Raw genomic sequence first — 26,271 nt, forward strand, 5'->3', positions numbered from 1 at the left:
GAGGCGAAGGGAGACCGGGTGTCCAAGCGTGTGTGGACGGTGGCACAGGTGCGCGAACTGGGAATGGCGACGGACGTGGAGACGGCGGCTTCGGTGCTAGGTATCGGGCGGACCACCGCCTACACGCTGGCTCGTTCCGGCGAGTTCCCGGTTCCCCTCATTCGGGTCGGAAAGCGTTACGTCGTCTCGGTCGAGGGCTTGCTGGCGGTCCTCGGTGCGACCGCCGCATCCTGACCGGCGGGCGACGACCCTCCTTCGCTGGTGGGCCGCCGACGGGGGTCAACGAGGGGTTACAAGGTCCAGTCAGCAGAGCGGTTGCCAAAGCGAGGATGCGGGCAACGCCGAAGCGCTGATGGCTCGAGACAGTTGCGGACAGCCCTAGACAGGGACAGGCAGCTTGCCCCTGGAAACCTGTTCCGGTCAGGCTCGGTGCGGCATTGGCGGAGGCTCGATGGGGGCTGAGTGAACCGCGCAATCAATACTTTGGCGGCCGTATTGGAATGGCATGACGCCGGGTGTGCTGTCATTCCGATGCGAGCAGATGGAAGCAAAGCGCCACTGGTGTCCTGGCGGGCATACCGACATGCCGCCAACCTTGCATGCTAATCCTCACTGAGATGCACCGATCACGAGGGGCTTCTCGCCACGCCTCTCCAGCGGCCGGCAGGATTGATCCCTACATGACTCACATTCGCCGCGCCGCTGCGCGTCAACTGCCGGTGGTTGCCCAATCCTATCCTCGACGCCCCGGACCATGCCCGGGAGGCCGCCTCTCGGCTCCCTTATCTGGCTTCGTCGAGAATGCGCTGAACGGCGGGAATAGGGAGCCGGTCGGACGACGTGGTGGCACTCAATAGACCGGTTCCCTGGCCTATGGTGAGAGTAAGATGCCCCACTTGCCGAAGGACACAATGAAGATCCTACACATTGCAATTCGTGTCATCGCGACGGCCAGCTTGCTCATCGCCTCGCCCCTCGTTAAGCCTTCCTCGGCCACAGCTGCCACGTCCGCGAGTTGGGCGCAGCCCGGGTATGACGCCGCTGGCACCTACTACAACCCCGCTGAGAGGGTCATCAACGCAGCGAGCGTCGGCAAACTTAAGCTCAAGTGGAAATTCCCTCGGATCTATTCAAATCGCTGCCTATCGGAGACCCACGGACCTCTCGTCATCGACAACCGTGTCCTGGCAGTCGATGACTGGCTGACTGCGTACGCTCCCGCAACCGGCAAACGCTTGTGGCGGGCACCGGTCGACCTCCGGAACCAGGAAGTTCGCGGGTTCACCTCGGTCGGAAAGCTAGCAGTCGTGGCAACACGCACATGTGGACGGCCAGCCAACCCCGATGCCGCCATCTACGCCTTCGATGCCACCAACGGTGCGCTTCGTTGGCAACTGCGCGACGACGTCACTCCGGACCTCATGCTCGCAGCGGACGGCATGATTTTGTTCGCGGGGGTCTCGGTTGAAGGTGCGCCGCAGGCCATGTATGGCGTGGAGGCGAGCAGTGGGCGGAAGCGGTGGACGCAACTCGGGACCGCAGAGCGGCAACTGTGGCCGAGCGATGTCGTCGCGGGGAGCCGCGTCACGGTTCGGCACAGCAACGACGGCGCAGACCGCTCTGATGTCATCGACATCCGCACCGGCACAACTCTCTGGACTGCACCGAGGAACTGGGATGCCATAGCAGCCTCCGCCTCTGGTGACAAGGTTTTCATGCATGACTACGACTTGTACGAGGGGACTCTTCAGGAACTCGTGCACGCGGTGGACGCTCGAACTGGCGTCGTAAAATGGACGGCGCGCCACAACGGGGCGCAGGCAGCCACCGACGGCCGACACCTATACATCAGCGGCTGGGACAGCGTCATCAGTTGCTTTGACACGGCGACCGGCAAGCAGCTCTGGACTCGCGATACTGGCCTTACCACCTGGCAGCCGGTTCGAGCAGGAGGGTTGGTATGGGTGCCGCGGTGGTACACCGGTCGGATGCCCTTGGCGCTCAACGCCTCGACCGGAGCCAAGTTGACCGTCAGTTCGGCACTCGGAAACACGCAACACATTAGGGCTATCGTGGGAGGACACCTCTACGCCGAAATGGGCTCCTCTATTGGGGTTTTCGCGCCCTGAGCGAACGAGTTCGACCTTTGAGGGGCCCTTCAGTGCTCGTTGGCTGGGGCCCCTCGGGCAAATCCCTGCCCGACGGACTCGCCGTCAACCCTGGGTTAAAGATGCCAGCTGGTGGCCGATGCACACCTGAATGCCGTTGATCTGGCCCTCGCTGAACAGACTCACCAGTCGGAGCGCCAGGAACTGCCCCATGGTCCAGCGCCGCGGAACGGCTGACCGAAGGCGTCTCGCAGCCCGTGATAGGTGTCCTGCACATCCTCCAGGGCAACGCCTTGAAGCGGGCGCCGGGTGACGTCAGGCCGGTATGGCTGGACGCTGACACGTTGCGCCGATGGATCCCGTGACCCTCGCGTCCGATCCGGTGATCGTCGGCTGGCCCGGCGGGCGCCGAGCACGTGCCAGCTCGCGGTCGAGATTGTGCCGGTCGCGGTCGTAGCGGCGGGTGGTGCGGGGATCGGCGTGCCCCATCGCGTCCTGCACGTCCTCGAGGGGTACGCCCTCAGCGCGCGCGCCGGTGGCGAAGGCGTGCCGCAGCGAGTGCGGCGACAGCCGGCCGGCCGAGGGCAGGCCCGCGGCCGCGGCCAGGCGGCGCAGCCACGTGAAGACGTTGGGCTCGGCGAGCCGGCCGGGCCGCGCGCCGGTGCCGGTAGTGGCGAACAGCGGCCCGGTCAGCGCCTCGACGGAAATCTCCGCTGCGGCGGCGCGGGCGCCGAGGTAGTCGTCGAGGGCCTCCAGGGTGTGCGCCGGCAGGGCTCGTTCCCGGGGTTGGCCGCCCTTGCCGCGGTAGCGCAGGGTGCATTGCCCCGCCTGGTAGCTCAGTTCCTGGACGTCGCGGTCGAGGGCCTCGCCGATGCGCAGGCCGAGATCGGCGAGTAGCCGCAGCAGGGCCCGGTCGCGTAGCGCGGCCAGGTACCGGCCGTGCCGGCCGGGGCTGGGTGTGGCGTGCCAGGGCTTGGCGCGGTCGGTGGCTTCGGCGTCGGCAGCGGCGAGCAGCTGGTCGACCTCGTCGAGGGTGAGTCCGGCGGTGGGGGAGTGGTGGGCGTTGACCGGGGGGCGTTTCACCGCGGCGGCGGGGTTGCGGGGCACCCGCCCGTCGGTGTTGGCGATCAGGTGGGTGTACCAGCTGGACACCGAGGCGAGGGCGCGGGCGACGGTGGCCGGCTTGGCGGTGCGCCCGCCGGTGCCCTGCAGCTCGCGCCAGAGCCGGAACTGGGCCAGGTCGGTGGGCCGGGCGGTCAGCGGGTCCAGGCGCTCGGCCGCGCACCAGTGCAGGAAGGTGGCTAGGTCCCGGTCGTGGGCCTTCTCCGTGTGCGCGGACTCCGCTTCGAGGAGCCAGGCCGCGGTGAGCCGCCGCACGCTGTACCGGGTGCCGTCGTCCGGCGGCAGGCTGGGGTAGGCGGCGACGCGGGCGGCGATGCGTGCCATCCGGGCGTCCAGGGTGGCGCCGGGTCGCTGTGCGTCGCCCGTCTGCAGACGGATCGGCGTCGTCGACAGTTCAGTGTCCGGGGGCGATGGCGCGGCCGGCTCGGATTGGTTGCCCACCTCGGCGATGGACCCGGTCATGGCGTGTGCTCGGTAGCGTCTGGCGGCTCGGGTACTTCGCGTTCGGGTGCGGGGTCCGTCGGCGTCTCAACGCCGCCGGTAGTTCCTTCGGGGATCTTTGGCCCGAGCTTCTCGAGAGAGCGCAGTGTCGGAAACGGCACCACCGACATCCGCGGTCTCGCGTACGGCAGATCTGCAGGCAGCTGGGTACGGTCGTCGGTCTCGGCGGCATCCACCTGCTCTCGGGTGAGCCCCTTCGTCTCGCGCAGGTCGACTCCGTGCAGGCGGGCGCTGCCCAGGTATGCCCCCTTCAGCACTGCACCGCCGAGCAGGGCGTCGTCCAGCTCGGCGCCGGACAGGTGAGCACCGGTCAGGTCGGCGCCCAGGGAAGCGCGGTGCAGGCGAGCCCCTCTCAGATGGGCTCCGGCGAGTCGCGCGTCGAAGAGGCGTGCGTCCTGCAGGTGGGCGCCCGAGAGCAGGGCTTTCTGCATGCTGGCGCGAAAGAGCTGGGCACCCTGAAGGTCGACCGCCTCCATATATGCGCCACGTAGATCGGCGTTTTGGAATTGAGCTCCGCTGAAGCGCAGCCCGGTGAGGTTGGCGCGACGCAGCCGGGTACCGGACAGCTCGATGGAAGAGGGCTCGGCCCGGTGGGGCCGGCGGCCGAGCACGGTGAGGGCGGCCTGCACGTCGGTGGCCGTCGGAGGCCAGGAGGACGGGTCGTCGGTCTCGGGTTCTTCGGGCACCTCGAGGGTGCGCTCGCGGATGAAGGCGGCGAGGACCTCGACCACGGTGGGGTGATCCCGCTCGGACTCGATCATGAGGTGTTCGAGGGCGTAGATACCGCCCAGACGCTCGGTCAGCTTGTCGCTGGCGAGCTGGGCGATGGCCTTGGTGTAGCGGTCGGTGTACTGCCCGCGGCGGGTCAGAAAGAAGGTGCGCGCGGTGAACCCGGCGCCGGTGAGCAGCACCAGCCCGCCGACCGCGGCGAGGAGGACCTGCCGGGTGGCGTTCCGGGCGTCGGCCTTGTCCTTGCCGTGCAGATGCTTGGCCGGCGTGGCCCACCAGGCGACCGGCCCGAGCAGCAGCACGAGGAGCCCGGCAGCGGCCAGCACCGCGAGGCGTGCCCAGAAGCCGGGGTGGCGCAGCACCCGAGCGAGCCGCCGCTCGACGGGGGAGCGCGGGGTCTTCATCGGCATAGGATAACAGCCGTTATCCTATTCAAATGGACATGAATTGGTCGCGTGCTCTGACAGTGCATGGGCTGGAAACCTGCCGTGTCTGACGCCCTCCAACGAGTGAAGGGCCAACAGAACGAGGGAAATGCATTCGGCTTGGCGTGGTCGCGGTAATGATCCTTCTTTCGGTGGTCGTCGTTTAGCGCCAGGTGGTGCAGTGTGGACGCTGTGAATGACGCGTCGCGGATCTTCATCTCGCATGCCGGTCGGGACCGGCCGTGGGCGGAGTGGGCCCGCTGGCATCTGGAGGCGGCGGGTTACCGGACCGAGTTGGACACGGTCGACTGGGCGCCCGGAACCAACTTCGTGCAGGCGATGTACGAGGCGCTGCACCGCGGCAATCCGATGCTGGTGCTGCTCTCGACGTCCTACCTGGACCCGGGCCGCTACACCACCGACGAGTGGACAACCCGGCTGGCACAGCGTCGCAAGGACCCTGCCGCGAAGTTGATCCCACTGCGGGTCGAGCGTGTTGACCTATACGGCGGGTTGTGGTCGCCGATCGTCGTGCCGGATGTGTTCGACCTATCGCCGGATGAGGCGGTTACCGTGCTGGTCGACGCGGTACGGCGGGTAGTCGATCGGGCGCCTACCGCGACGCTGCACGGCTACCCCGCTGCAAGCGCTGTAGCGGCTGTGCGTGGAGGGCCGCGCCCGCCTGGCTCGCTACCTGCGGTGTGGAACCTTCCTCGCCGCAACCCAAGCTTCACAGGCCGTGATGGCATGCTCAACCGGTTGCACGACACCCTGCACGGCTACAGTCGGGTCGCGGTGCAGGCGTTGCACGGTATGGGCGGGGTGGGCAAGACCCAGCTTGCTTTGGAGTACGCCCACCGGTTCGCCGGGGAATACGACCTTGTGTGGTGGGTCCCCGCCGAGCAGAGCGAGCTGATCGGTGACCACCTCGCCGCCCTGGCGCAGAAGCTGCGCTTGATTCCCGCCGGGACCGCGACGCCGGAGGCTGTCGAAGCACTGTACGAGCACCTGCGTCGGGCGTCGCGATGGCTGCTGGTCTTCGACAACGCCGAGGACCGGGAGCAGCTCGCCTCTTGGCTGCCCGACGGGCCGGGTCATCTACTGGTCACCAGCCGAAGCCCAGTCTGGACGGGTGTCGCCGCCGGGGTGGACGTGGACGTATTCACCCGTGACGAATCGGTCGTCCTATTGCGGAGCCACCTGCCCCACTTGGATCAAGCTGATGCGGACCGGCTCGCTGACGCATTGGGGGATCTGCCGCTCGCAGTCGGGCAGGCCGCGGGCCTGCTCGGCGAGACGCGCCTCGACACCGACACCTACCTGGCGGAGCTCAGCGAGCACGCGGCACAACTAATGGGTACCGGCCAACCCCCAGGCGGCTATCCAGCTCCGCTAGCCGCCACCGTCACACTGACCACCGACCGATTGCGCAGCGCCGACGCCGCTGCGGCAGAGCTGCTATTTCTGTGTGCGTGGCTCGGGTCCGAACCCGTCCCGGTCGACCTTTTCACCGCTCGGCCGGATCTGCTTCCGGATCCACTTGCCGAGGTGGCGGGCAGGCCGGTCGCATTCGCCCACAGCGTCACCCAGCTCAGCCGCTATGGATTAGCCAGGCTTACCGATGTCGGCCCCCTGTTGCACCTACTGGTCCAAGCCGTCCTGCGTGACGTCGACCCCATCCCAGACGTTCACCGCAGTACGGTCGAACAGCTGCTGGTCGCCGCCGCCCCCGACGGCGGCGCTGACCCGCAATGGTGGCCGCGATGGAGCATGCTGCTACCGCACATCCTTGCCGTCGATCCGGCCGGCACAAGCAACCCCGACTTGCGTGCAACCGCAATCAGATCGGTGTGGCACCTGGTGGCGCGAGGTGAAGTGCGCACCGCTCTCCCGCTGACTGAACGCCTGCACCAGGCATGGAGGCAGCGCCACGGCCCCGATGACACCAGCACTCTCGCCGCTGCCGCCGCCCTTGGCGAAATCTACCGGCAGCTGGGCCGCTACCAGCAAGCCCGCCAGCTGGATGAGGACACTCTCACCCGCTTGCGGCGGGTGCTCGGCGATGACCACCCCGACGCCCTTTCCTCGGCCGGCAACCTCGCCGTCGACCTGACCCGGACGGGGGAATACGAGCAGGCGCGCCAGCTGAGCGAGGAGACCCTGGCCCGCTCTCGGCGGGTGCTCGGCGATGACCACCCGGATACCCTTTCCTCGGCCAGCAACCTCGCTGCTGGCCTACGTGCCCTCGGGGACCACGAGGCTGCCCGCCGGCTCGACGAGGACACCCTTGCTCGTAGGCGGCGGGTGCTCGGGGAGGACCACCCGGACACCCTTTCCTCGGCCAGCAACCTCGCTCTCGACCTGCATCGGTTGGGTGACCACGAGCATGCCCGCCCGCTCGACGAGGACACCCTTGCTCGCAGGCAGCGGACCCTAGGCGATGAACACCCGAATCAAGGCGGGCCGGCGAAACCAAGCATCTTTGTGAGCTATGCCGCCGCGGACTCGGCAGTAGCACAATTCTTGTCCGACCAGCTTCTCGAGCTCGGTTTTGTGGTCCACCGAGACTCCTCGGTCCCGCCCGGCAGTAACTTCGCTGAGTTGCTTGAGCGGTACATAACAGAAGCTGATGCGGTAATCGCGGTCATGTCACCAAGCTACTTCGCTTCTCAATGGTGCGCGCAAGAGCTTCTCGTTGCTCTCGAAAGACGCAAAAAGGTACTTCCCATCTTAGTGCAAGGTGAACCACAGGGGCCGCTGCGGCACTTTGGATACTTAAAAGCGGCGGACTCTGGCCTGGCGCAGAAGGTCGCACAGGTACTTGAGGTTTCGAAGTGACCGGCGAGGGAAGTCCGGGAGAACTCAAGCCAGGTACAGATCTAGCTGCGTTGCAACGTGACTTCGAACTTCTGCAAGCCAGATTTGAGGCTGTGCATCGGACGCAGCGTTCATCCACGTCGCGGCTGGCAGCATTCATGATAATGCCATTTGGGCCGGACGATCTTCAGATCGTTTATGAGGACTTCATCAAGCCCGCTGTTGAGTCGAGGTGTGGACTCGAGTGCGTTCGAGGCGACGACATGTTCGGCTCGAACGTGGTCATGGAGGACGTGATCACAGCCATCCAGAAGGCGAAGGTCGTCATAGCTGATTTGACCGGTCGAAATCCCAACGTGTTCTACGAAGTGGGTATCGCGCATGCTCTTGAAATTCCGGTACTATTGATATCGCAATCTCTCGACGATGTTCCCTTCGATCTTCGACACCGTCGGGTTTTGATCTATGACTACTCCCCTCGGGGGTGCAGGAACTTAGAGATTCTGATCGAAGAACACCTTCGTCAAATCGTGGGGACGTGAGGCGCACTGATGTGCCCTCGGGGCATCGAGCGCTCAATCACGCTGGCAGCGTGAAATGAGTCGATGATTCTCGTGTGGTTGATCTGATGGCCCAACGGAGCCCATTCCGGTTCCGGCGATGCCGTTCGTTCACGCACGACATCACCAGGGAGCCGTTTCCAGCCTGATCGTGCTGCTCAGCCACGCGTGGGAGGTCGGTAGCGGCACGAGGTGAGGCTCCCGGTAGGACAGCAATCGACCAAATTAGTGCCCCAACCGGGAGCCTCGTTGCTGTCCTACCCTGCCGCTATCCCGTTGTCCACTCGCACGCTCAATCACCTCGCCGACCGCATCCGCTTACATCGACAGCAGCGCCGATCTCGGTGGCGGCGCCTCGACCCCGGCCGGCAGGCGCTGCTCGCCCTGGCTCACTTGCGCAACGGCGACACCTACACCCGACTGGCCGCCGGGTTCGAGATCGGCGTCGCCACCGCCTGGCGATACGTGCAGGAAGCGATCGCCCTGCTCGCGGCTGCCGCCGAGGACCTGGCCGCGGCGATGCGGCGGATCCAGCGACTCGCGCACGCGATCCTGGATGGCACGCTGATCCCGATCGACCGGGTCCGCAGTCAGAAGCCGTACTACTCCGGCAAGCATCGGCGGCACGGTGTGAACGTGCAGGTCATCGCCGATGCCGCTGGTCGGCTCGTCTGGGCGTCACCGGCCCTGCCGGGCACGGCGCACGACCTGAGCGCCGCTCGCACCCACGGCATCATCGACGCGCTGACCAGCCAGGACGTGATGACCTTCGCCGACAAGGGCTACCAAGGCGCACGGGGCAGCGTGCGGACACCCTTCAAGCGGCACCGCTACCGGCCGAAACTGTCCCGGCGGCAGAAGGCAGTCAACCGGGCTCACGCGAGGATCCGTGCCCGTGGTGAACGGGCGATCGCCACGCTCAAGACCTGGAAGGTTCTGGCCAAGCTGCGTTGCTGCCCGCGCCGCGCGTCCGTAATCGTCCAGGCCATCCTCGTCCTGCACGGAGTCGAAACGAACTGCTACGGAGAATGAGAAATCGAATCAAGTCGCGCGGGATACTGGCGCGATGGACGACGAACGCGTCGCGGCCGTAATTCGGCTATGGCGAGAGCACCTGCAGACGCCGTACCCGTCCAGGCTCCGAGGCACCGAGATCAGTGGAATCGACATGGTCTTGCTCGACGCCGACACCGCTGGCTGCATCCACGCCTGGCTGGAGCACGTCGGCCAGCTGTCCTCCGAGGCCCAGGTCCGGCTCAGCACCTGCCTCAGCAGCCTCAATCACGTCTTGCCGCTGCTCACCAACCCCGTCGAGGCTGGCTACTACCGCAGGCTTCGCGACCTCGCCGACCTGATCTGCGAGCCCCCGGACTGAGGGCCTCACCGGGTGGTTGAGGCTGGAAAGGGCTCAATGGACTGCGCCGGGGTGAAGGGGCAAGACAGCGGTGCCGTGGCATACGGGGCAACGTACGGTATCCGGCTCGTTACTCGTCACGACCCCCATGTTGCCCTTCCGTGGCAACTCCAGCACATCCACAGCTGCCCCCGGCGGGCAGGATCTCCGACCCTGCACCCGGAAGATGCCTCCGGCGGCCAGGGCTGCGCGCCCTGGACCCGAGCGGCTGTGGGATGCCGAAGCCCGGCGGGTATCCATGCACACCGGAAGGCAACCAGCCCGCGCCCGCCTGGTCCAGATCGGTCAGACAGTGGGGTGCTCACCCGGACCAGGCGGGCGCGGCTGCGGCGCGCACGCATTGCGCTACGTCCGGCTGGCTGGGCTCGTGCGCGCGCACAGGTACGGGTACGACAGGGCAAGTGCCGAGGCCGTGAGCGCGATTCCGAGGTAGACCGGCGCGAGATGCTCCCAGTGGGTGTAGCCGATCAGGAGGTGAACGGCCACAGCCGGCCCGAAGCCTGCGACGGCAGTCCCGGCCAGGGTCCACCACACCCACGCCTCGGCGCGCCGCCATCCCCAGGCGCTGAGGGTGATGACGGCCAGTCCCGCCGATACGAGGGCGCCGCCGAAACCGGCGCGGTCGTGGGCGATGAACGGCAGGAGGCGGGGGTTCGCGTCGCGCAGCGGCCCCGGCTGGCTGTGGAGGAAATCGAGATCTGTCGCGACGAACACGTCGGTCAGGCCCACTACCGACACCACCAGACCACCGATGAGCAGACCGACACCGGTGGAAATCATGATCAGTTGCCCGGCGAGCGCTCGCAGGCGGACGGGTTCCGGGCCTTCCGGGATGGGCGGCCACGCCGGCGCGTCCGGGCGCCGGGCCACGGCCAGGATGAACATCGGGAACAGTACGGCCGTGACCGCCGCGTGCAACGGCTCCAGGAAGCCGCAGCCCAAGAAGTAGAACAGGGTGGGGAAACCGAACGCCCCTGACACCAGGTACGACGTGCGCGCCCAGGCCCAGCCCCGCCGCATGCCGCCCCAGGCCAGCCCCGCGTAGAGCACTCCGATGGCGATCATCGTGCCGGCCATGGTGATGCGGTCGTGCTGCAGAAACGAGACTAGGTGCCCGTTGAGGGCCACCAGGTGTTCGCGGTTCATGCCGAGGTAATCGTTGTCGTACCACAGCAGCAGCGGTCCGAGGGTGATGATCGCCGCGCCGAGCCCGGCTGCGATCATCCCGGCGCCGACGAGGAGGCCCCAGAACCAGCCCGGCCACCGGCGGGGGTCGCGGCCTGCCTCCCGCAGGCCGGGCGCCGGCCGGGTCGGCGTCTCTGCCTCGATGACGCGCTGGAACCAGCCCGGCCCGGCCGCGACGAGGACGCCGGTGGTGGCCAGCACGGTCTTCTCCGGCTCCGACAGCGCATGCCGGGCCACCGCAATGTCCGGTTCGCTGAGATGTACGACGTCCGGGTCCGTCCCGAGGATCACCCGGTCGACGTGCGGGCGGAGGGCCGCGGCGACCGCGGGATCCCTGGTTTGGACGAAGACGGCGCCCCTGGGCTTCGCTACGGCGGCCAGGATGGACGGTACGTCGTCGGCGGTCACTGGGCCGATCTCTACCACCCCGGCGCCGAGGGCGGGCAAAGCGCGCAGGGCATCGCGCGCGTGGTGAACCGGCACCACTGCACCGAGCCGGCGAGTCAAATCAACCGGCGCCTGGGGACGGCCGGACACGGCTGCCACGATCCGCGCGCCGCCGGGCAACGCCGTCAGGGTCGCGAGTGCGCGCAGCGCCGCTAGCCCGGAGCGGCGCTCACCGAGCATGCGCGCCGCGAACGGGCGCAGCGGGTGATAGGTCCAGTCGGGCACGCCGCCATGATCCCATGGCACCGCTATTGAGCAGGGATGACGAGGCCTTTCGCCGCCAACGCCCTTTTCAGGCCTACCTGCTCGGGCGTCGATCGGCTTCGCGGCTACGACTCGCGATCGCGCGCCAGACCTGGACGCTCGGACGCTGTGCCGAGGTCGTGGTGCAGCCAGCCGGATCCAACGTACCGGAGGAGTGGCCCAGGCACGCGGGTTCGACTGCGACCAAGCCCCGAGGTCAGCGGCGCAGATCCGGCTGGGGAAGCCCTGATAAACAGTGGTCGCCCCGGGCGCTCGTACTCGGAGAAACCGGCTTCGTCGGCCCCGGCTATCATCGCCTGCGATAAATTCGACGCTGACGGGTGGGCGTGCATCGTGCGGCACATCAAACGCTTCTTGATACTGGCTACATTGGTGTTGACCGTCGCGGGCTGCGCCTCCGAGCCGCCGCCGCCGGAGCTGGCGGCATTGCCGGGCACGGTCGAGCGGGGCCGCACCGCGCCGTTGAGCGGGGCGGCGCTGACCCGGGTCGAGCGCGTCCGGGACCATTTGCAGTCGCGGCTTGAGGAGCATTACGAGCCCCCGTGGGACACCGATCAGTTCTCCCTGCCCGCAGGGACGCCGTGGGACGAGATGACTGCGCATTACGCGGCGGAGCTGGGACGCGGCTGGGAAGTCGATACACGATTTCCGGAGGGCGGTGCGAGAGACCCGGGCTACCGCTGCAGGGTGTGGAGCGACGGTGACCGGGCGGTAGCGATCGCGTTGTCCGTGGGCGAGGATGGCGGCGGCCGAATCCTCACGGTGCTGGCCCCGAAGGGTGACGGATAGTCGCCGCCTCAGCGGCCTGCCCGTTGGGGGCAGTGCCGGTGTGCGGTCGTCCGGGGCGGCTGGATTAGCGGGGCGTGCAAGAGGCTGCCGCGTACCGGCATCCCGCTGGAGGTCGGTAGCGCCCGTCACCGCCTGCGTGAGGCTTCCGTGTGCGGGCACGGGCATCTGTGCAAGGGGTCAACTTCGCCCCGGAGATGGCACGGAGCGGGTGGCCTCGGTTCGGCTCGGGCCGGGAATACCCGGGAATTGGGCTTCCGGCTGAGCGCGTAGTGCGTTGCCGACGCGTGCAGAAGTCGTGGTTCCGCCCGGTTCACGCGGCGGTACGTCGGGGAAGGATCGGACGGTCTGCAGTGCGGCAACGGCGGCCACCCGCGAAGGGTGGCCGCCGTCGAGCGGTCAGCCTTGTGGCGCTCCTGTGCGTCGCAGGTTGTTGATCTCTTCGGAGTCGAGCGCTTCCTGGTACGCGTACACGTCGTCGACGTCACCGGCGAAGTACTCTCCGCTGGCGTCCTGCCGCAGGCCGCGGCCGACGGTGAATTGTTTGGCGGCGTTCCAGGTCCGCGTCGGAACCGTGATGGCGGGCGCCGCCGTGCCGTTGACGTAAATCGTGGCCGTGCCGGCGGTGGCGTCGTAGACACCGGCCAGGTGTACCCAAGTGCCGGCTGTGACGGCGGCGGTCGATTCGACAGTGACCGCTGCCGCATTTGCGGTGTCCGTCGTGGGCAACACGAATCGCCAGCACTTGCAGGTGCTGCCGTAGCCGACCCGGTAGCCGGAGGTGTGGGTGCCGTACTGGCTCAGCACGGCTTGGTCGCGGGTGGTGTCGGTGATGCGGGCCCAGCCGGCGACGGTGAACGACTGGTCGGTGCGGACCCGGGCCCGGGTGGTGACGGCGCCGGTGGTGCCGTTGAGCGTGATCGCGCCAAGGTCGGAATCGGTGCCGCTGGTATCGCCGTCTGGGTGGGGGTGGCCCTCGGTCTTCCAGGCGACTCCGCCGGTGAAGGTGCCGGAAGCTTCGGGTTCCACCAGTGAGGAGTCGGTGGCGGTGGTGGGCTGGCTCTGGTCCTCGAACTGCCAGATCACCATCGGTTTCCGCGGCGCCGCCTCGGCTTCGACCTCGGCGTCGCCCATCGCCCGCTGCCAGACGCGGACGTCGGCGATGTCGCCGGCGAACCAGGCTGTGCCGCTTCGGCCGATCCAGGCGGTCTTGTCGGGCTCGTTGAAGGGCGTCACCTCGTCGGCGTAGCCCTGCGGCTTGCCATTGACGTATAGCTGGAGGCCGTTGACGGACGCGTCGTAGACGGCCGCTACGTGGGTCCAGGTGTTGAGCTGTGCCTTGACTCCTTCATTGCAGATGGCGTCGAAGGTGGCGACCGAGTCCCCGGAGGTGGCTGACGGCATCTGCGCGAGCCAGCAGTCGCTTTCGGCGTCGTATTGAAGGTAGAGCGACGCCTTGTCGCTGCCGGTCCGGGCGAGGATCGTCCGCTTCGCCGACTTGGCGGTCAGCCGTACCCACGCCTCGACGGTGAAGCTCTGCCCTGTGTTGAATGGCAGGCCGGTGTCGGCGTAGCTGCTCGTGCCGTTGAACGTGCCGGCCTTGCTGTCGGCCAGCCGCCCCGGCGATGCCCATGTAACGTTGGACAGTTTGGCGTCGTGGTGGACGGGTTGGGTTGGGTCGCCGGTGCCGGAGCCCGTGTCGGCGGCGACATTGCCGGTGCCTTCCTTGAAGCTCCACTCGCCGAGCGGGACGGAGTCGTCGCCGCCGCTCACCGTGCCGTCTCCGGCGGTCGCATCGACGCTGTCGGCGTCGGTCACGTACTGCTGCGCAAGGCTCTGGTAGTAGAGGTTGTTCGGGTAGGCTTTGCCGTCGCTCGAGGTGTCCAGATCTTCGGGCTTGACGGTGGCCCCGGTGGCCGTGCCGTCGGCGGATACTGCGGCGGCGAAGTCGATGACCCCGTCGGCGTAGCCCTCCATGGTCGACGGGCCCCCCGCGCCCAGGATGTGCGCATTGACGAGCTGCCGTGCGGTCTCCTGCGCGGCGGTGTGCGCGCCGGTGAACGGCGGCAGCGTGGCGACGTACACCTTCAGCGTCCGGCTCGTGGTGGGCAGTGTGACGGCGTAGTTGAGTGCGTCGTCGGAGCGGTACTGCTGGAGCTGCCCGGCGAGCGCGTTCAGCTTGCTGTCGACCGCGTCGGAGCAGGCCGCCGCGGTGTCCGTACAGGTCAGCAGGTCGTTAGTGCCGGAGGCGATGAGCACGATGCGGGCGTTGCTCTGGTTAAGGATCTCCCGGTCGACCAGGCCGTACGCGTTCTGAGGGTACGGTGTGTCGGCCGCCGGTGGCAGTTGCGACGCATTGCTCCAGCTGCTGCTGCCCTGGCTGAGCACGCCGGCGCGGATCGGGTACCGGTTGCCGAACTCGTCGGTGGACAGAGCCGTGGCGAGGTAGTCGCTGAGGTGGCTAGCCCCGTCGCCGGCCGTGGTGTCGGAGTTGACGGTCTGGTCGCCGTAGAGGACCACCGCGCCGGCAGGATCGTCCTTCGGCGTGCTGACGTCGATGCCGGCCAGGAACGGCAAACCGGTCATGGCCGAGGTGTCGAACGTGGCGCCGTCGGTGTCGCGGGTGTGATCGGAGGTGTCGGCGCTGATGTAGACCGGGGTCTTGGCGTCGCGGTGGCCGGCGAGGGCGGCGAGTGAGCCCTTGACCTTGAGACTGACCAGCACCGTGCTCTGGTCGGCCGCGGGCAGATCGACCGGATCGCTGAGCACGTCGGTGCCCGCTGGCAGGGTGATGTTCCGCGCGCCGTTGAAGGTCAGCGGCACGGGTTTGGCCGCGGCCGTCGCGCCGGCGGCGCTGGAATCCTGCAGCGCGACGGAGGCCGCGTCGAAGGTGACCGGCATGGCGCCCCGGCTGTTGGCCAGGCGCACGCGCACGCGACCCGGTTCGGCGCCGATGCTCAGGTGCGCCGGGATGCGCACCGTCTGGCCGCTGAGTGTGGCGTCGGCCGACGCGGAGGTCCGTACCGCTTTGGTGTCCTGCGCGGCCGACCAGCTGCCGACCCAGCGGGCGCCGTCGGCAGTGCTCGAGGTCGGGCGCACGCCCACCCCAAGGATGTGCAGCGCGTTCACGTGGTCCTCGACGGTGCCCGACACCAGCGGCAGCGAGATGCTCGAGATTGCCGCGCCCGGGCAGAGCAACGGGACGCTGGCCGCCATGATGCTGGGTGACTTGCCGGAGTAGGCCGTACCGTCTGCCGTCTTGTTGCGCCACGGAAGCGTGAGGACCGCATTGCCGTTCGGCGCGGCCGCCCAGTCCATCATCCAGTCGATCGTGTACGCCTGGGAGGTGACGTTGCAGCCGCTGTCCTTGGCGTAGGTGATGCGGCCGCTGGCGTCCTTGACGTCGCCGTTGACGGCGAAGCCGACGAACACCACGGCGTTGCCCTTGTTGGTCACGCCGCCGGACGGCACGGTGATCAGCTGACCGTCGGCCAGGATGTTGTCGTTGTGCCCATCACCCCAGGTCGCCGGCAGCTTCACCGAGGCGCCGTGCACGTTGAGCGCGGCGCCCGGAGTCCAGCCGGCGTCGGTGAGGTTGCCGGCGTTGAGGCTGAACCCCCATCCGTCGGCGTCGGCGTCCGTGACGGGCGGTGTGGCGCCGGGCTGCCACGTGCTGATCGCTTTGTTGTTCAGGCAGGCCCTGGTGTCGTTGATTGGGCACGTCACCGCCTGGCTCAGCCGGAGTCCGTCGATGCCGGCCTGAAAGCCGCCGGAGCTCGCGTTCTTCCCGGTCAGCTTGAGGGTGATGGTGTGTACGCCCTGATCCAGCACGATCGGCGCGTTGTTCACGTCCCGCACGATCAGGTTGCGGTACTTCGTGCCGTTGGGCGTGGCGTAGGCGTCGAAGCTCGGAAGCACTGCGGACTGTGTCGATCGTCCCTGGTCCAGGGTCAGCGAGTAGGTGCCGTAGTCGGAGGCTACGGTGAGGTTTGCGCCGATCTCCCAAATGCCGAGCTGCGGCACGGCGAACGAGAACGTGGCGCTGTCTCCGGCAGCTACCTTGGTGCCGGTGGCGGCGTTGTTGCCGAGCATCGCCTGGTAGCCGTCGAGGAAGTAGTAGCCGGCGTAGTTCGGCTGGGCGACCAGCACGCCTCCGGTGCTGGTGGTGGTGGCCTTCGGCACCGCCGTGGTCGTGCCGTCGGTGTTGTTCTGTGTGTACCCGCTGATCATTTTGTCGCCGTACACGTACAGCGGAGTGCTGGTGCCCGCGTTGAACTGGTACGTCGTCTGCCCGGAGGTGGACCCGGCCTGGTCGACGGCCTTGGCCATGACCTTGTGCAGGCCCGCGCGGCCCGGTGCGAACGTCAGTCCGGCGCTGCCGTTGGTTACGACCGTGCCGGTGCCGTCCTTGTTGTCGGCCTTGGCGTAGTAGACGGTGCCGGGCTTGATCGTGGTGCCGGCGACCCACTGAGTGCCCTTGTTATTCGCGTACACGACGCCGTTCAGGTCACCGTCCAGGCAGAACAGGTATCCAGTGACGTTGTTCTTGCGGTCGTTGGACAGCGCGAATACGCCCTTGTCGCTGTATTTGGCACCGACCTGGCCGGGCGGGAACTGGGTCGATTTGATCGAGGGCGGGTTCGGCGCGGTCGCGTCCACCGTGAAGTACTTGTATCCGCTCCAGGCCGGCGCCCACAGCCCGTCCGCGTTCTTGGCGGTGACCTTCCACTGGTAGTCGCCGTCTGGCAGTTCGACATTCACCCCCCAGTCGGAGCCGTTCGTATTGTATTTGTTCTGGCCGGGCCCGTAGCCGTAGGCGATCAGCTTGCCGGTGCCCTTCTGCTCGACGTGGTAGTCGACCATCAGGGGGCGCTGAACCCCGTTGGGGAAGCGGTTGGTGGCCCGCCAGGACAGCGTCGGTGTCCGCGAGGTGGTAATGACCTTGCCGCCGTCGCTGATCGACGGAAAGACGTGCTGCTTGCCGTCATCTGGATTGGTCCTCGGCGGATAGCTGTAGTGCACTGTCAGGCTGGCGCCGCCCTTGTAGCCGAGCTGCTTCCAGGACATCTTGTCGTTCATGTCCTTGGCTTCGATCAGGAAGTACGCGGAACCCTTCTTGTTCTTGACCAGCGACGCGACGTTGCCGGTCACGTTGAAGGTGAACGTTCCCGGGGAGGCCGACGGACTGCTCTTTCCGCAGTTGAGCTCCTGGCCGGACTCGGTGTCCAGCAGCGAGCCGCGCGACGGTTCCTTGCCCCAATGCAGCGTCGATGAGCTGAAGCCCGCGGGCGCGCCTGTGGCGTACAACTCGGCGCTGGTCTTGTAGCAGGACGCCGACCAGCGGTGCTTGACGTAGAAGTAGGCCTGCTTGACCGTGGCGCCCTTGATGCCAGAGATGTTCATCTTGTAGTAGGTGCGGGCCTTCTCACCCGCGCCGCCATACTGCGGCCAGTCGTCGAGGCCGATACGCGCACTGTTAGCCCCCGTGGTCGACGTCGAGTTGTAAACGTTCCAGCCATTGCTGGAGATCCGTGCCCAGGCCGACTGGGCACCGTAGTACTTGACGCCCCAATCCGGGTCGACGAAGACGGGGAACTTGGTGCTCTTCGCGGTGAGCAGAGTCTTGTCGAGGGTCAGCGACTGTCGGCCCTTGCGGAAGCCGACCTTGACGCGGGTCCGGTGGCGGCCGAGCAGCGAAGCTGCCTCGTGCGCTGCCTGTGGGCTGCTCAGCGCCTTTGTGCGGATGACCCGCTCGGCGGGCCCGTCGGTGCTCGGTGTGCTGTCCCACATCATGGCGGTGTTGGCCTGGAACACGGTGCGGCCGCTGGTGGTGTCGGTCGCTTCTGCGCCGCCGTCGCGCGTCGTCGACACCTTCACCTTCGTGCCTACCAGGCCGAGGTCGAGCTGTTGCACCTCAGAGCTGGCGGCAGCCGCGGCGGTCTTCACGACGAAGATCGAGGAGTAGCCGGTGGCGTTGGCGGTGACCTGCAGGTCGACGTCGGGCAGCACGTTCGGGTAGGTGGCTGTGTCGCCGGTGATGGCCGGGGCGGGCAGCTTTGCGGTCCAGCTGAACTTCAACGCGTTTGCGCCGTGCTTGAGGGTCACCAGCGTGGTGTCGCCACCGCCGCCGAACCGCACGTCCGCCGGTGCGGCCTTCGGCGCCCAGCTGCCATCGGCCTGGTGTACGAGGGTGGTGTCTACGTCGGTCCATTTACCGTCGCGCTGCACCTGTTGCGGCGTGACCGAGTAGGTCGTCGCGAAGGTCCCATCCGGGCTCGCCACCGTCGTCGAGTACTCGTCGGTCAGGGAGGAGATCGGCACCGTATGGCCGCTCTTCTGCGCCTGGGCGATCGCGTCGGTGATTTGCTCAGCCGGATCGTTGGTCGGCGCGGGGATGTCCGGCTCCTCCTGCGGCGGCCGTTGATCAGACGGCTGCGCGGGCGTGACGGGTGGCGTGGTGGGCTGGGGCGCGGGTGGGGGCGGATCCGCCATTGCCGGCGTGGTGACCCCGAGCACGGTGGTGGCGAGCAACGCGGCGGCAGCCGTGAATATCGGTAGACGCCCCGGTCGCGTCAAGCGTGACGACATAGTGCCTCGGCAACCCTTCGGAGAAGGAACGATCATCGATCGCGAGGCGCACATTGTGACTGTCCAAGGGCGTTTCCTCGACCCCGTAGCAGCAATCAGGGCAACAGATGTGCCACACGATACAGTGAAATACTTACAAGCATCTCTGTTCGGTAACGAGTTGCTGGTGGTGGCGCACAGCATCGGTGCATTCACCCGTAGCATGTGCCCGCTCGGATCAAGATTGAGCGGGCGGATACGGGGAGGGCACCTTGCTGTCCAAGAGGTTGATGGGGCGGTGGCGCCCGGCGCTCGTCGCCGTTCTGCTTGTCGCGGTCACGCCGTCGCTGACGTACGCGGTGGCAGGGGAGCCACCCGCGGTGGCCGCGCCGAGACCCGTGCCGCCCAAGCTCGAGCGGGTCAAGCTCGGCAAGACCGCAAGGACTGCCACGGCCAAGCCGCACAAGAAGGTCGCCCTCTTCGACGCCTCGGCGCGCGCCTCGCTGCCGGGAGCGCAGACGACCACCATTGACCTGTCGGCCCCCGCGGCGAGGAGCGTCGCCGGCGCGACGCCGATCAAGGTGAGCCGCGGCCCCGGCAAGGCGCCGGACCGCGTACGCCTGCAGGCCACGGACCAGAAGACGGCTCGCGCCGCCGGCATCCACGGCCTCCTATTCTCCGTTGGCAGCGCCACCGGCGCCGGCACAGTGCGCGTGGACGTCGACCCCTCGACGTTCGCCAACGCCTACGGTGGCGGCTACGCGTCCCGGCTTCGCCTGGTGCGGCTGCCCGGCTGCGCGCTCACCACGCCCAAGGTCGCCAAGTGCCGGACCCAGACGCCGGTGGCCACGGCGGCCGTGACGCCGCTGACCGCCCAGGTGTCGCTGGCCGCCGCGGGCGCCACGGTGCTCGCCGCAACGTCCGGCACCAGCGGCTCGGGCGGGGACTATTCCGCGACCAGCCTCTCGCCCGGCGGCACGTGGTCGACCAGCGGCAACACCGGCGCATTCGCCTATAGCTACCCCATCGCAGTGCCGCCACCGATCGGGGCGCTCACCCCGAGCATCAACCTGTCCTACAGCTCCGCCTCGCAGGACGCCCGGACCGTCGGCACGAACAGCCAGTCCTCCTGGATCGGCGACGGGTGGTCGATGGGCGACAACTTCATCGAGCGCACATACCGCTCCTGCGACGACGTGGACGACTCCGGGGCGCCCGAGCACTCCGGTGACCTGTGCTGGGCCGGCCAGATCCTCACCCTGTCGCTGAACGGCGAATCCACCCCCATCGTCTACGACGACAAGACCCACACGTTCCACTCCCAGAACGACAGCTCGACCACCCAGATCGACAACCTGTTCACCGCGACCAACGGCACGAAGAACAACGAGTACTTCCGCGTCACCCAGAACGGAACGCAGTACTACTTCGGCTTGAACCGGCTGCCCGGCTGGACCACCGGCGCCGAGGAGACCAACTCGGTGCAGACCGTTCCGGTGTACAAGGGCCACAAGGGGGTCGACGCCTGCCCGGACGGATCGTTCGCCGACACCTCCTGCAAACTCGGCTACCGGTTCAACCTCGACTACGCCGTCGACCGCAACGGCAACGCGATGGCCTACTACTACAACGAACCGGAGATCGGCTACTACGGCGCCAACATGAAGGACACCGCGGTGCCCTACGTCCGGGCCAGCACGATCAAGCGGATCGACTACGGCATGACCTCGTCCACGGTCTACTCCGCCCCCGCGCCCGAGCAGGTCATCTTCACCACCGACGAGCGGTGCATCGCCGGACAGCCGGACGGCAACACCTGCGCCGACGACCAGTTCACCGTCTCGCACCCGGCGTACTGGCCCGACGTGCCCGTCGACCTCAACTGCACCAAGAGCAAAGACTGCACCAACCACTCGCCCAGCTTCTGGACCCGCCGGATGCTGACCACGATCACCACCCGGATCCGCGTCGACGGCGCCCCCAAGAACGTCGACCGATACGACCTCAAGCACTCCTTCCCCGACAACGGCGACCACGAACCCACCCTCTGGCTGCAGTCGGTAACCCGCACCGGCCTGGACCGGCTCGGCGGCGCGACCACAGACGCCTCCGCCGGCACGGTGTCGTTCGACCCGCAGCAGTACGCCAACCGGGTCGGCGTGCTGCCCGGGCCGAGGATGTACTACAACCGGATCCACACCGTCTGGTCGGAGACCGGCGCCGAAACCGTCGTCGAGTACGACACGCCGAAATGCGAAGGGCTGCCGCCGGCCAACCCGTCCGGTGACAAGACCCAGGACAAGGCCGCCCAGCAGTTCGCCTCGACCAACACCACCGGCTGCTTCCCGGTCTACTGGGCCGAGCAGTACCAGCCCGAGCCGCTGATGGACTGGTTCTACACCCACCCGGTCACGTCGGTGACCACGTATGACAGCGCCGGCAACCACATGCAGGACGGTTCCCAGCCGAAGCTTGTCACGCGGTACGCCTACCAGGGCAAGCCGGGCTGGCACTACGACGACAACGAGGTCGTCAAGAAGAAGAACCGGACCTGGGGCCAGTTCCGCGGCTACCCCGAGGTCGACGTCATCGCCGGTGACCCGGCCGTGTTCCACCTGACGAACGGTCAGGCGGTGCATGACCAAAAGACTCTGACGAAGTCGTACTACTTCCTCGGCATGGACGGCGACACACTGCCCGACGGCAAAACCCGAGACGTGCCGGAGTTGAAGAGCACCGACGGCTCGGTGAGCGTGCCCGACCGCGCCGAGTACGCCGGTCAGACCTTCGAGAGCGTCACCTACACCGGTGCCGGTACCGACGACACGATCGACTCGGCGACGGTTACCGTCCCGACTGTCGTCGGCACCACCGCCTCGCGCGCCCGGGACGAACTGCCCGCCCTGCACGCGCGGATGACCGGCACGGCCAAGACGCTGACCCGCAAGAAGGTGTCGTACGGCTGGCGCCGGACCGAGACCGACACGTTATACAACACCACCCTCGGCCAGAGCACCAGCGGCCGTCCCGTACAAACCGTCGAACGCGGCGAGACCGGCGCCGCCGGCAACACCGCCAAATGCACCTTCACCTCGTACACCCCCACCACGGTGACGCTGCCCGGCGGCAAGACGGCGCCGGTCGTGCAACCCTCCGAGGTCATCAACACCGACCAAGACTGCGCCACGCGGACCACCCCCTCCGGCACCCTGCTCTCCGACGTGAAGACCACCTTCGACACCAAGGGCAACCCCGCCAAGGTCGAGCAGGCGTCGGCGGCCACCGGCACGACCGTCACCGCATGGGTGACGACGGCGAAGTCGAGCTACGACAGCTACGGCCGAGTCGCCTCCACCACCCGTACCCCGGATTCCAAGGCGCCCGACAACACGAGCCTCGCTCAGAGCGTCTACACCAAAATCACGCCGGCGTCCGGAGCATTGCCCACCGCCGTCACCAGCGTCACCCAGGTGACCGCGGGCACGGACTGCTCGACGGCCACTAAGTCGAGCAAAGACTGCCAGCTCAGCACCGTCACGCTGGACCCGGCCCGGGGGGTGCCGACAGCGAGCACAGACGTGGCCGGCGCGCTCACATCCGTCGACTACGACGCCCTCGGCCGCACCACCTCGGTGTGGATGCCGAACCGCAGTGAGGCGGCCGACGCGCCCGCAAACGTCATCTTCGAGTACAAGCTGGCTAAGGCCGGTCCGAGCGTAGTGACCACCAAGTCGCTGCTGGAGGACGCCAAAGACGACCCGAAGCCACAGTACGGCCTGAGCAAAACCCTGTACGACGCCCTGCTGCGCCCACTCGAAACGCAGCACACCGGTGAGAACGGCAGCACGACCGTCTCCGACACCCAATACGACTCGCACGGCTGGACCGTCATCACCAACAACAACTACGTGGTGTCGGGCGCTCCGGTCGACGTGTTGCTCTCCAACGGCCTGTCGCAGGTCACGGTCCCGTCCACCACGGTCACCGACCACGATGCGATGGGCCGGGTCACCCAGCTCACCACCGAGCACGACGCCAAGGACGTCTGGCACACCCGCACCGCGTACAACGGTGACAAGGCCACGACGGTCCCACCGACCGGGGCGATCGCAACCACCACGACCCTCGACGCGCGCGGACGACTGACCGAGCTCGTGCAACACACCACCGCGCCCACGCTGTCCGGCAACCTGACCAACGGGTTCACCGCCACGGGCGGCGTCGGCAACAGCACCAAGTACGCGTACAACGCAGCCGGCCAGCAAACCACCGTCACCGGCCCGGACAACGCGGTGTGGAGCGACACGTACGACCTGCTCGGGCGCCAGATCCAGCACAACGACCCGGATACCGGCATCAGCTACAGCAGCTACGACGACGCCGGCAACCTGACGACAACCAAGGACGCCCGGGGTGTCCGGCTCGGCTATACCTACGACCTCCTCGGCCGCAAGCTCACCGCGGTCGACAAGTCGGCGGCCAACTTCAAGTTCGCGTCATGGACCTACGACACGCTGCGCATCGGCAAGCCGACATCATCCACCCGGTACGTCCCCAACGTCACCGGTAACTACACCGTGGCCACCACGGGGTACACCGTGATGGGCCAGCCGCTCGGCCAGACGATCACACTGCCGAGCGTCGAGCGGCCGCTGCCCCTCTCGTACACCACGAAGTTCACCTACACCCCGAACACCGAGCTCTTGGCCACTCAGCAGGACCCGGCGGTCGGCACCCTGCCCGGGGAAAAGATCGTCTACGACCGTGACGCGCTCGGCGCACCCACGAAGACCTCGGGCATCGATCTGTACGTCTCCAGCACGACCTACGGCGACTTCGGACAGCCGTCGCGGATCACGATGGGCGACTCCACCAACCAGGTCGAGGCAATCTACGACTACGACAAGTACACGCTGCGCCTGCAGTCACGCACCATCTCCCGCAAGCAGGCGCCCGGGCCGGTGATCGATGAGACCGGGTACATGTACGACGACGCCGGCAACCCGTTGTCGGTGGTCGACAAGCAGTCGGAGTCCGGAAACACCGTCACCGACGCCCAGTGCTACCGCTACGACACCCTGGCTCGCCTGACCGAAGCCTGGACGGCAGCCTCCGCCTGCCCCGAAGCCGAAGTCGCCCGGCCCGCGGCCGGTCAGGTAGCCAATAGGCCCGGCGCGTACTGGCAGACGTTCGGGTACAAGACCATCGGCGACCGGGACCGCACTGTGGAGCACTCCACCGCGGGCGGCGCTGACGCCACTACCAAGTACACCTACGGCACCGCGTCCGGCGCGCAGCCGCACACTCTCACCGAGACGGCCGGCGGCGGCGATCCCACCAAGTTCGTCTACGACCTCGACGGCAACCTGCTCACCCGCACCGCGTCCAGCGCCAACAACCAGACGCTGAAGTGGGATGACGAGGGCAACCTGGCATCGGTCACCACGACCGGCGCCCAGCCCGGCACGACCAAGTACCTCTACGACGCCAACGGCCTGCAGCTGATCCGCCGGGATCCCGGCCGCACCAGCCTCTTCGCCGGCGACACCGAGGTCGTGGTCAGCACCGCAGTGAACCCGGCCGTCCTGATCGGCGCGGTGCGCCACTACGCGCACGGCGGCGCAGGAGCAGTCGCCGTCCGCTCCACGCTGCCCGGGGGCGGCGCCCACTACCTGTTCGGCAACTCCAACGGGACCGCCAACCTCGCCATCGACACAACCACCCAGGATGTGTCGAGACAGCAATACAAGCCCTACGGCGAGAACCGGGCCGCAGGCAACACCACCCTGTGGCCGGACCTGACACACGGCTACCTGGGCGCTCCAAAGGACATCAGCACCGGCTACACCGACGTCGGTGCCCGCAAGTACGACCCGGGCCTCGGCCGATTCATCAGTGCCGACCCGCTCTTGGAGACCACCGACCCGGCACAGCTCGGCGGCTACGCGTACGCCGGCGACAACCCGATCACCAACTCTGATCCCAGTGGGCTCCGGATCGACGGCGACCGTCCGGGGTGCGCCCGCGGAAACGGCGGGAATTGCGGCGGGTACGTCCTCCCGGACGAGAAGGACCCGGACAGCGACAAGTACCAGGGCGGCGCCCGAAACAATGGCGGCAGCGGCAGCAGGAATCAGCAAAACCCGGTCGATATCGAGGCCAATGGCAACGGAGTAGGCAGCGTCGGCGGTATCACGGTCACGGTCGACCAGGTCGACGACGTCTATGCCTACGGCCAAAAGGTCAACTACGCCTACTTCTACTTCCGCGCCACCCAGCAGGGCTTCGACGCGCTCGACGACAACCTCAAAATGCTGAAGGTCATGGACTGGGCCTGTCAGCAGATGGACTCGATCTGCAACACGGTGTACGCCACTGCAGTCCACAACGCCATCAACGCCCAAGCGGTCAAGGCCAACGGCGGCGACCCTGAACGTTCCAGCCGCTTGCACGACGCGGTCAGCAACGACGAGGGCGGAAGCGCTGCAGCCGAGGGCAAGATGCTCGCCTCGACGCGGGCGTCGATGAGCAGCTTCGACGAGCTCGAAGAGATGGCCCAAGGCGTCAGCTCGGCCTGCGTCCGCGGCCACAGCTTCTCGCCTGAGACCCGGGTCCTGCTTGCCGACGGCACCACCAAACCAATCTCCCAAATCCAGGCCGGCGACCAGGTGCTCGCGACCGATCCGACCACCGGCACCACCCGCGCCGAAGAAGTCACCGAGCTCCACGTCAACGAGGACACCGAGCTGGTCGACCTGACCGTCGACACCGCCGATGGTCAAACCGTCACGCTCCATACCACGAGCGAGCACCCGTTCTGGAGTCCAGAACGCCAGAAGTGGGTCGACGCCGGCAAGCTAAAGAACGACCAGTCCCTGGGCGCCGAGAAGTCGCACGGCACTGCCACGGTGAGGGAGGTCCACGCGTTCCCCGGTCTGCAGACTATGTACAACCTGACAGTCGCCGACCTGCACACGTACTATGTGCTGGCTGGCAAGATACCTGTGTTGGTACATAATACTGCGTGTGGTGTCGGCGCGAAGCGGGGTCCGAAGCCTGCTGGAACAGGGCCGCACAACCTTAAGATTGAGACAGTTGGAAATTCTGTTACCGATGGCGAGGTAATTGCGGGCGGCGGTGTGCTTCCGGAAAGGGCGATTCCTACACCTGGCGGATTTAAAGGGAGTCGTCGCCCGGATATTCTTGTCCGTCGGCCCGATGGTTCGATCTATGGCATCAACGTTGGTAAGCAGGCGGCAAGTGGGGCTCCCATCAAGCGAGAGGCGCAAGCTATTTCCGACCTTGAGGGAGCGGGAGTCGAGATGCACTTTGTGCCCTACAATTGA

12 protein-coding genes are annotated in these 26,271 nt (G+C 67.2%); 8 read left to right on the top strand and 4 right to left on the bottom strand.

Going from position 1 to position 26,271, the window contains the following annotated elements; all coding sequences use genetic code 11:
* Positions 1-18 precede the first annotated feature (18 nt).
* Both ACIBO8_RS25420 and ACIBO8_RS25425 read left to right on the top strand, forming a co-directional pair.
* Positions 19-234: a helix-turn-helix domain-containing protein gene (locus ACIBO8_RS25420; RefSeq protein ID WP_396117794.1), complete on the top strand. Its 216-nt coding sequence runs from the start codon at positions 19-21 to the stop codon at positions 232-234.
* A 662-nt stretch (positions 235-896) separates the two neighbouring features.
* Entirely contained in the window at positions 897-2,129 is a 1,233-nt protein-coding gene (locus ACIBO8_RS25425; protein WP_396117795.1) for a PQQ-binding-like beta-propeller repeat protein, read from the top strand.
* 294 nt (positions 2,130-2,423) lie between these two features.
* Here the strand turns inward: ACIBO8_RS25425 and ACIBO8_RS25430 are convergent, their stop codons facing one another.
* Both ACIBO8_RS25430 and ACIBO8_RS25435 read right to left on the bottom strand, forming a co-directional pair.
* Entirely contained in the window at positions 2,424-3,692 is a 1,269-nt protein-coding gene (locus tag ACIBO8_RS25430) for a tyrosine-type recombinase/integrase (RefSeq protein ID WP_396117796.1), read from the bottom strand.
* Positions 3,689-4,864, bottom strand: coding sequence for a pentapeptide repeat-containing protein (locus ACIBO8_RS25435; RefSeq protein ID WP_396117797.1), 1,176 nt, complete (start codon positions 4,862-4,864; stop codon positions 3,689-3,691). Before ACIBO8_RS25435 ends, ACIBO8_RS25430 begins: the two co-directional genes overlap by 4 nt.
* 204 nt (positions 4,865-5,068) lie before the next feature.
* Between ACIBO8_RS25435 and fxsT the strand changes: the two genes are divergently transcribed.
* The 4 genes from fxsT (at position 5,069) to ACIBO8_RS25455 (ending at position 9,637) form a co-directional block, all read left to right on the top strand.
* On the top strand, positions 5,069-7,723 hold the full coding sequence (fxsT, locus tag ACIBO8_RS25440) for an FxSxx-COOH system tetratricopeptide repeat protein (RefSeq protein WP_396117798.1): 2,655 nt from the start codon (positions 5,069-5,071) through the stop codon (positions 7,721-7,723).
* A complete protein-coding gene (locus ACIBO8_RS25445) occupies positions 7,720-8,244 on the top strand; it encodes a hypothetical protein (RefSeq protein ID WP_396117799.1) in 525 nt (174 codons plus the stop codon). The genes fxsT and ACIBO8_RS25445 overlap by 4 nt, the downstream gene beginning before the upstream one ends.
* A 267-nt stretch (positions 8,245-8,511) precedes the next feature.
* Positions 8,512-9,294 carry a transposase family protein gene (locus tag ACIBO8_RS25450; RefSeq protein ID WP_396117800.1) on the top strand — a complete coding sequence of 261 codons (783 nt, stop codon included), beginning with the start codon at positions 8,512-8,514 and terminating at the stop codon, positions 9,292-9,294.
* Positions 9,295-9,328: 34 nt separating this feature from the next.
* Entirely contained in the window at positions 9,329-9,637 is a 309-nt protein-coding gene (locus tag ACIBO8_RS25455) for a hypothetical protein (protein WP_396117801.1), read from the top strand.
* 384 nt (positions 9,638-10,021) lie between these two features.
* Here ACIBO8_RS25455 and ACIBO8_RS25460 read toward each other — a convergent pair whose 3' ends face one another.
* Positions 10,022-11,533, bottom strand: a complete 1,512-nt coding sequence (locus ACIBO8_RS25460) for a hypothetical protein (protein ID WP_396117802.1) — start codon at positions 11,531-11,533, stop codon at positions 10,022-10,024.
* A 408-nt stretch (positions 11,534-11,941) separates the two neighbouring features.
* Between ACIBO8_RS25460 and ACIBO8_RS25465 the strand changes: the two genes are divergently transcribed.
* A complete protein-coding gene (locus tag ACIBO8_RS25465) occupies positions 11,942-12,361 on the top strand; it encodes a hypothetical protein (RefSeq protein WP_396117803.1) in 420 nt (139 codons plus the stop codon).
* Positions 12,362-12,757: 396 nt separating this feature from the next.
* Here the strand turns inward: ACIBO8_RS25465 and ACIBO8_RS25470 are convergent, their stop codons facing one another.
* Positions 12,758-18,889 carry a LamG-like jellyroll fold domain-containing protein gene (locus ACIBO8_RS25470; protein ID WP_396117804.1) on the bottom strand — a complete coding sequence of 2,044 codons (6,132 nt, stop codon included), beginning with the start codon at positions 18,887-18,889 and terminating at the stop codon, positions 12,758-12,760.
* 308 nt (positions 18,890-19,197) lie between these two features.
* Between ACIBO8_RS25470 and ACIBO8_RS25475 the strand changes: the two genes are divergently transcribed.
* A complete protein-coding gene (locus tag ACIBO8_RS25475; protein WP_396117805.1) occupies positions 19,198-26,271 on the top strand; it encodes a polymorphic toxin-type HINT domain-containing protein in 7,074 nt (2,357 codons plus the stop codon).

It is taken from the genome of Actinoplanes sp. NPDC049681 (assembly GCF_044465265.1).
Classification (GTDB): Bacteria; Actinomycetota; Actinomycetes; order Mycobacteriales; family Micromonosporaceae; genus Actinoplanes.

Coding starts and splice junctions, on each gene's coding strand:
- ACIBO8_RS25435 (WP_396117797.1), bottom strand. CDS start 4,864: ATGAAGACCCCGCGCTCCCCCGTCGAGCGGCGGCTCGCTCGGGTGCTG.
- ACIBO8_RS25430 (WP_396117796.1), bottom strand. CDS start 3,692: ATGACCGGGTCCATCGCCGAGGTGGGCAACCAATCCGAGCCGGCCGCG.
- ACIBO8_RS25455 (WP_396117801.1), top strand. CDS start 9,329: ATGGACGACGAACGCGTCGCGGCCGTAATTCGGCTATGGCGAGAGCAC.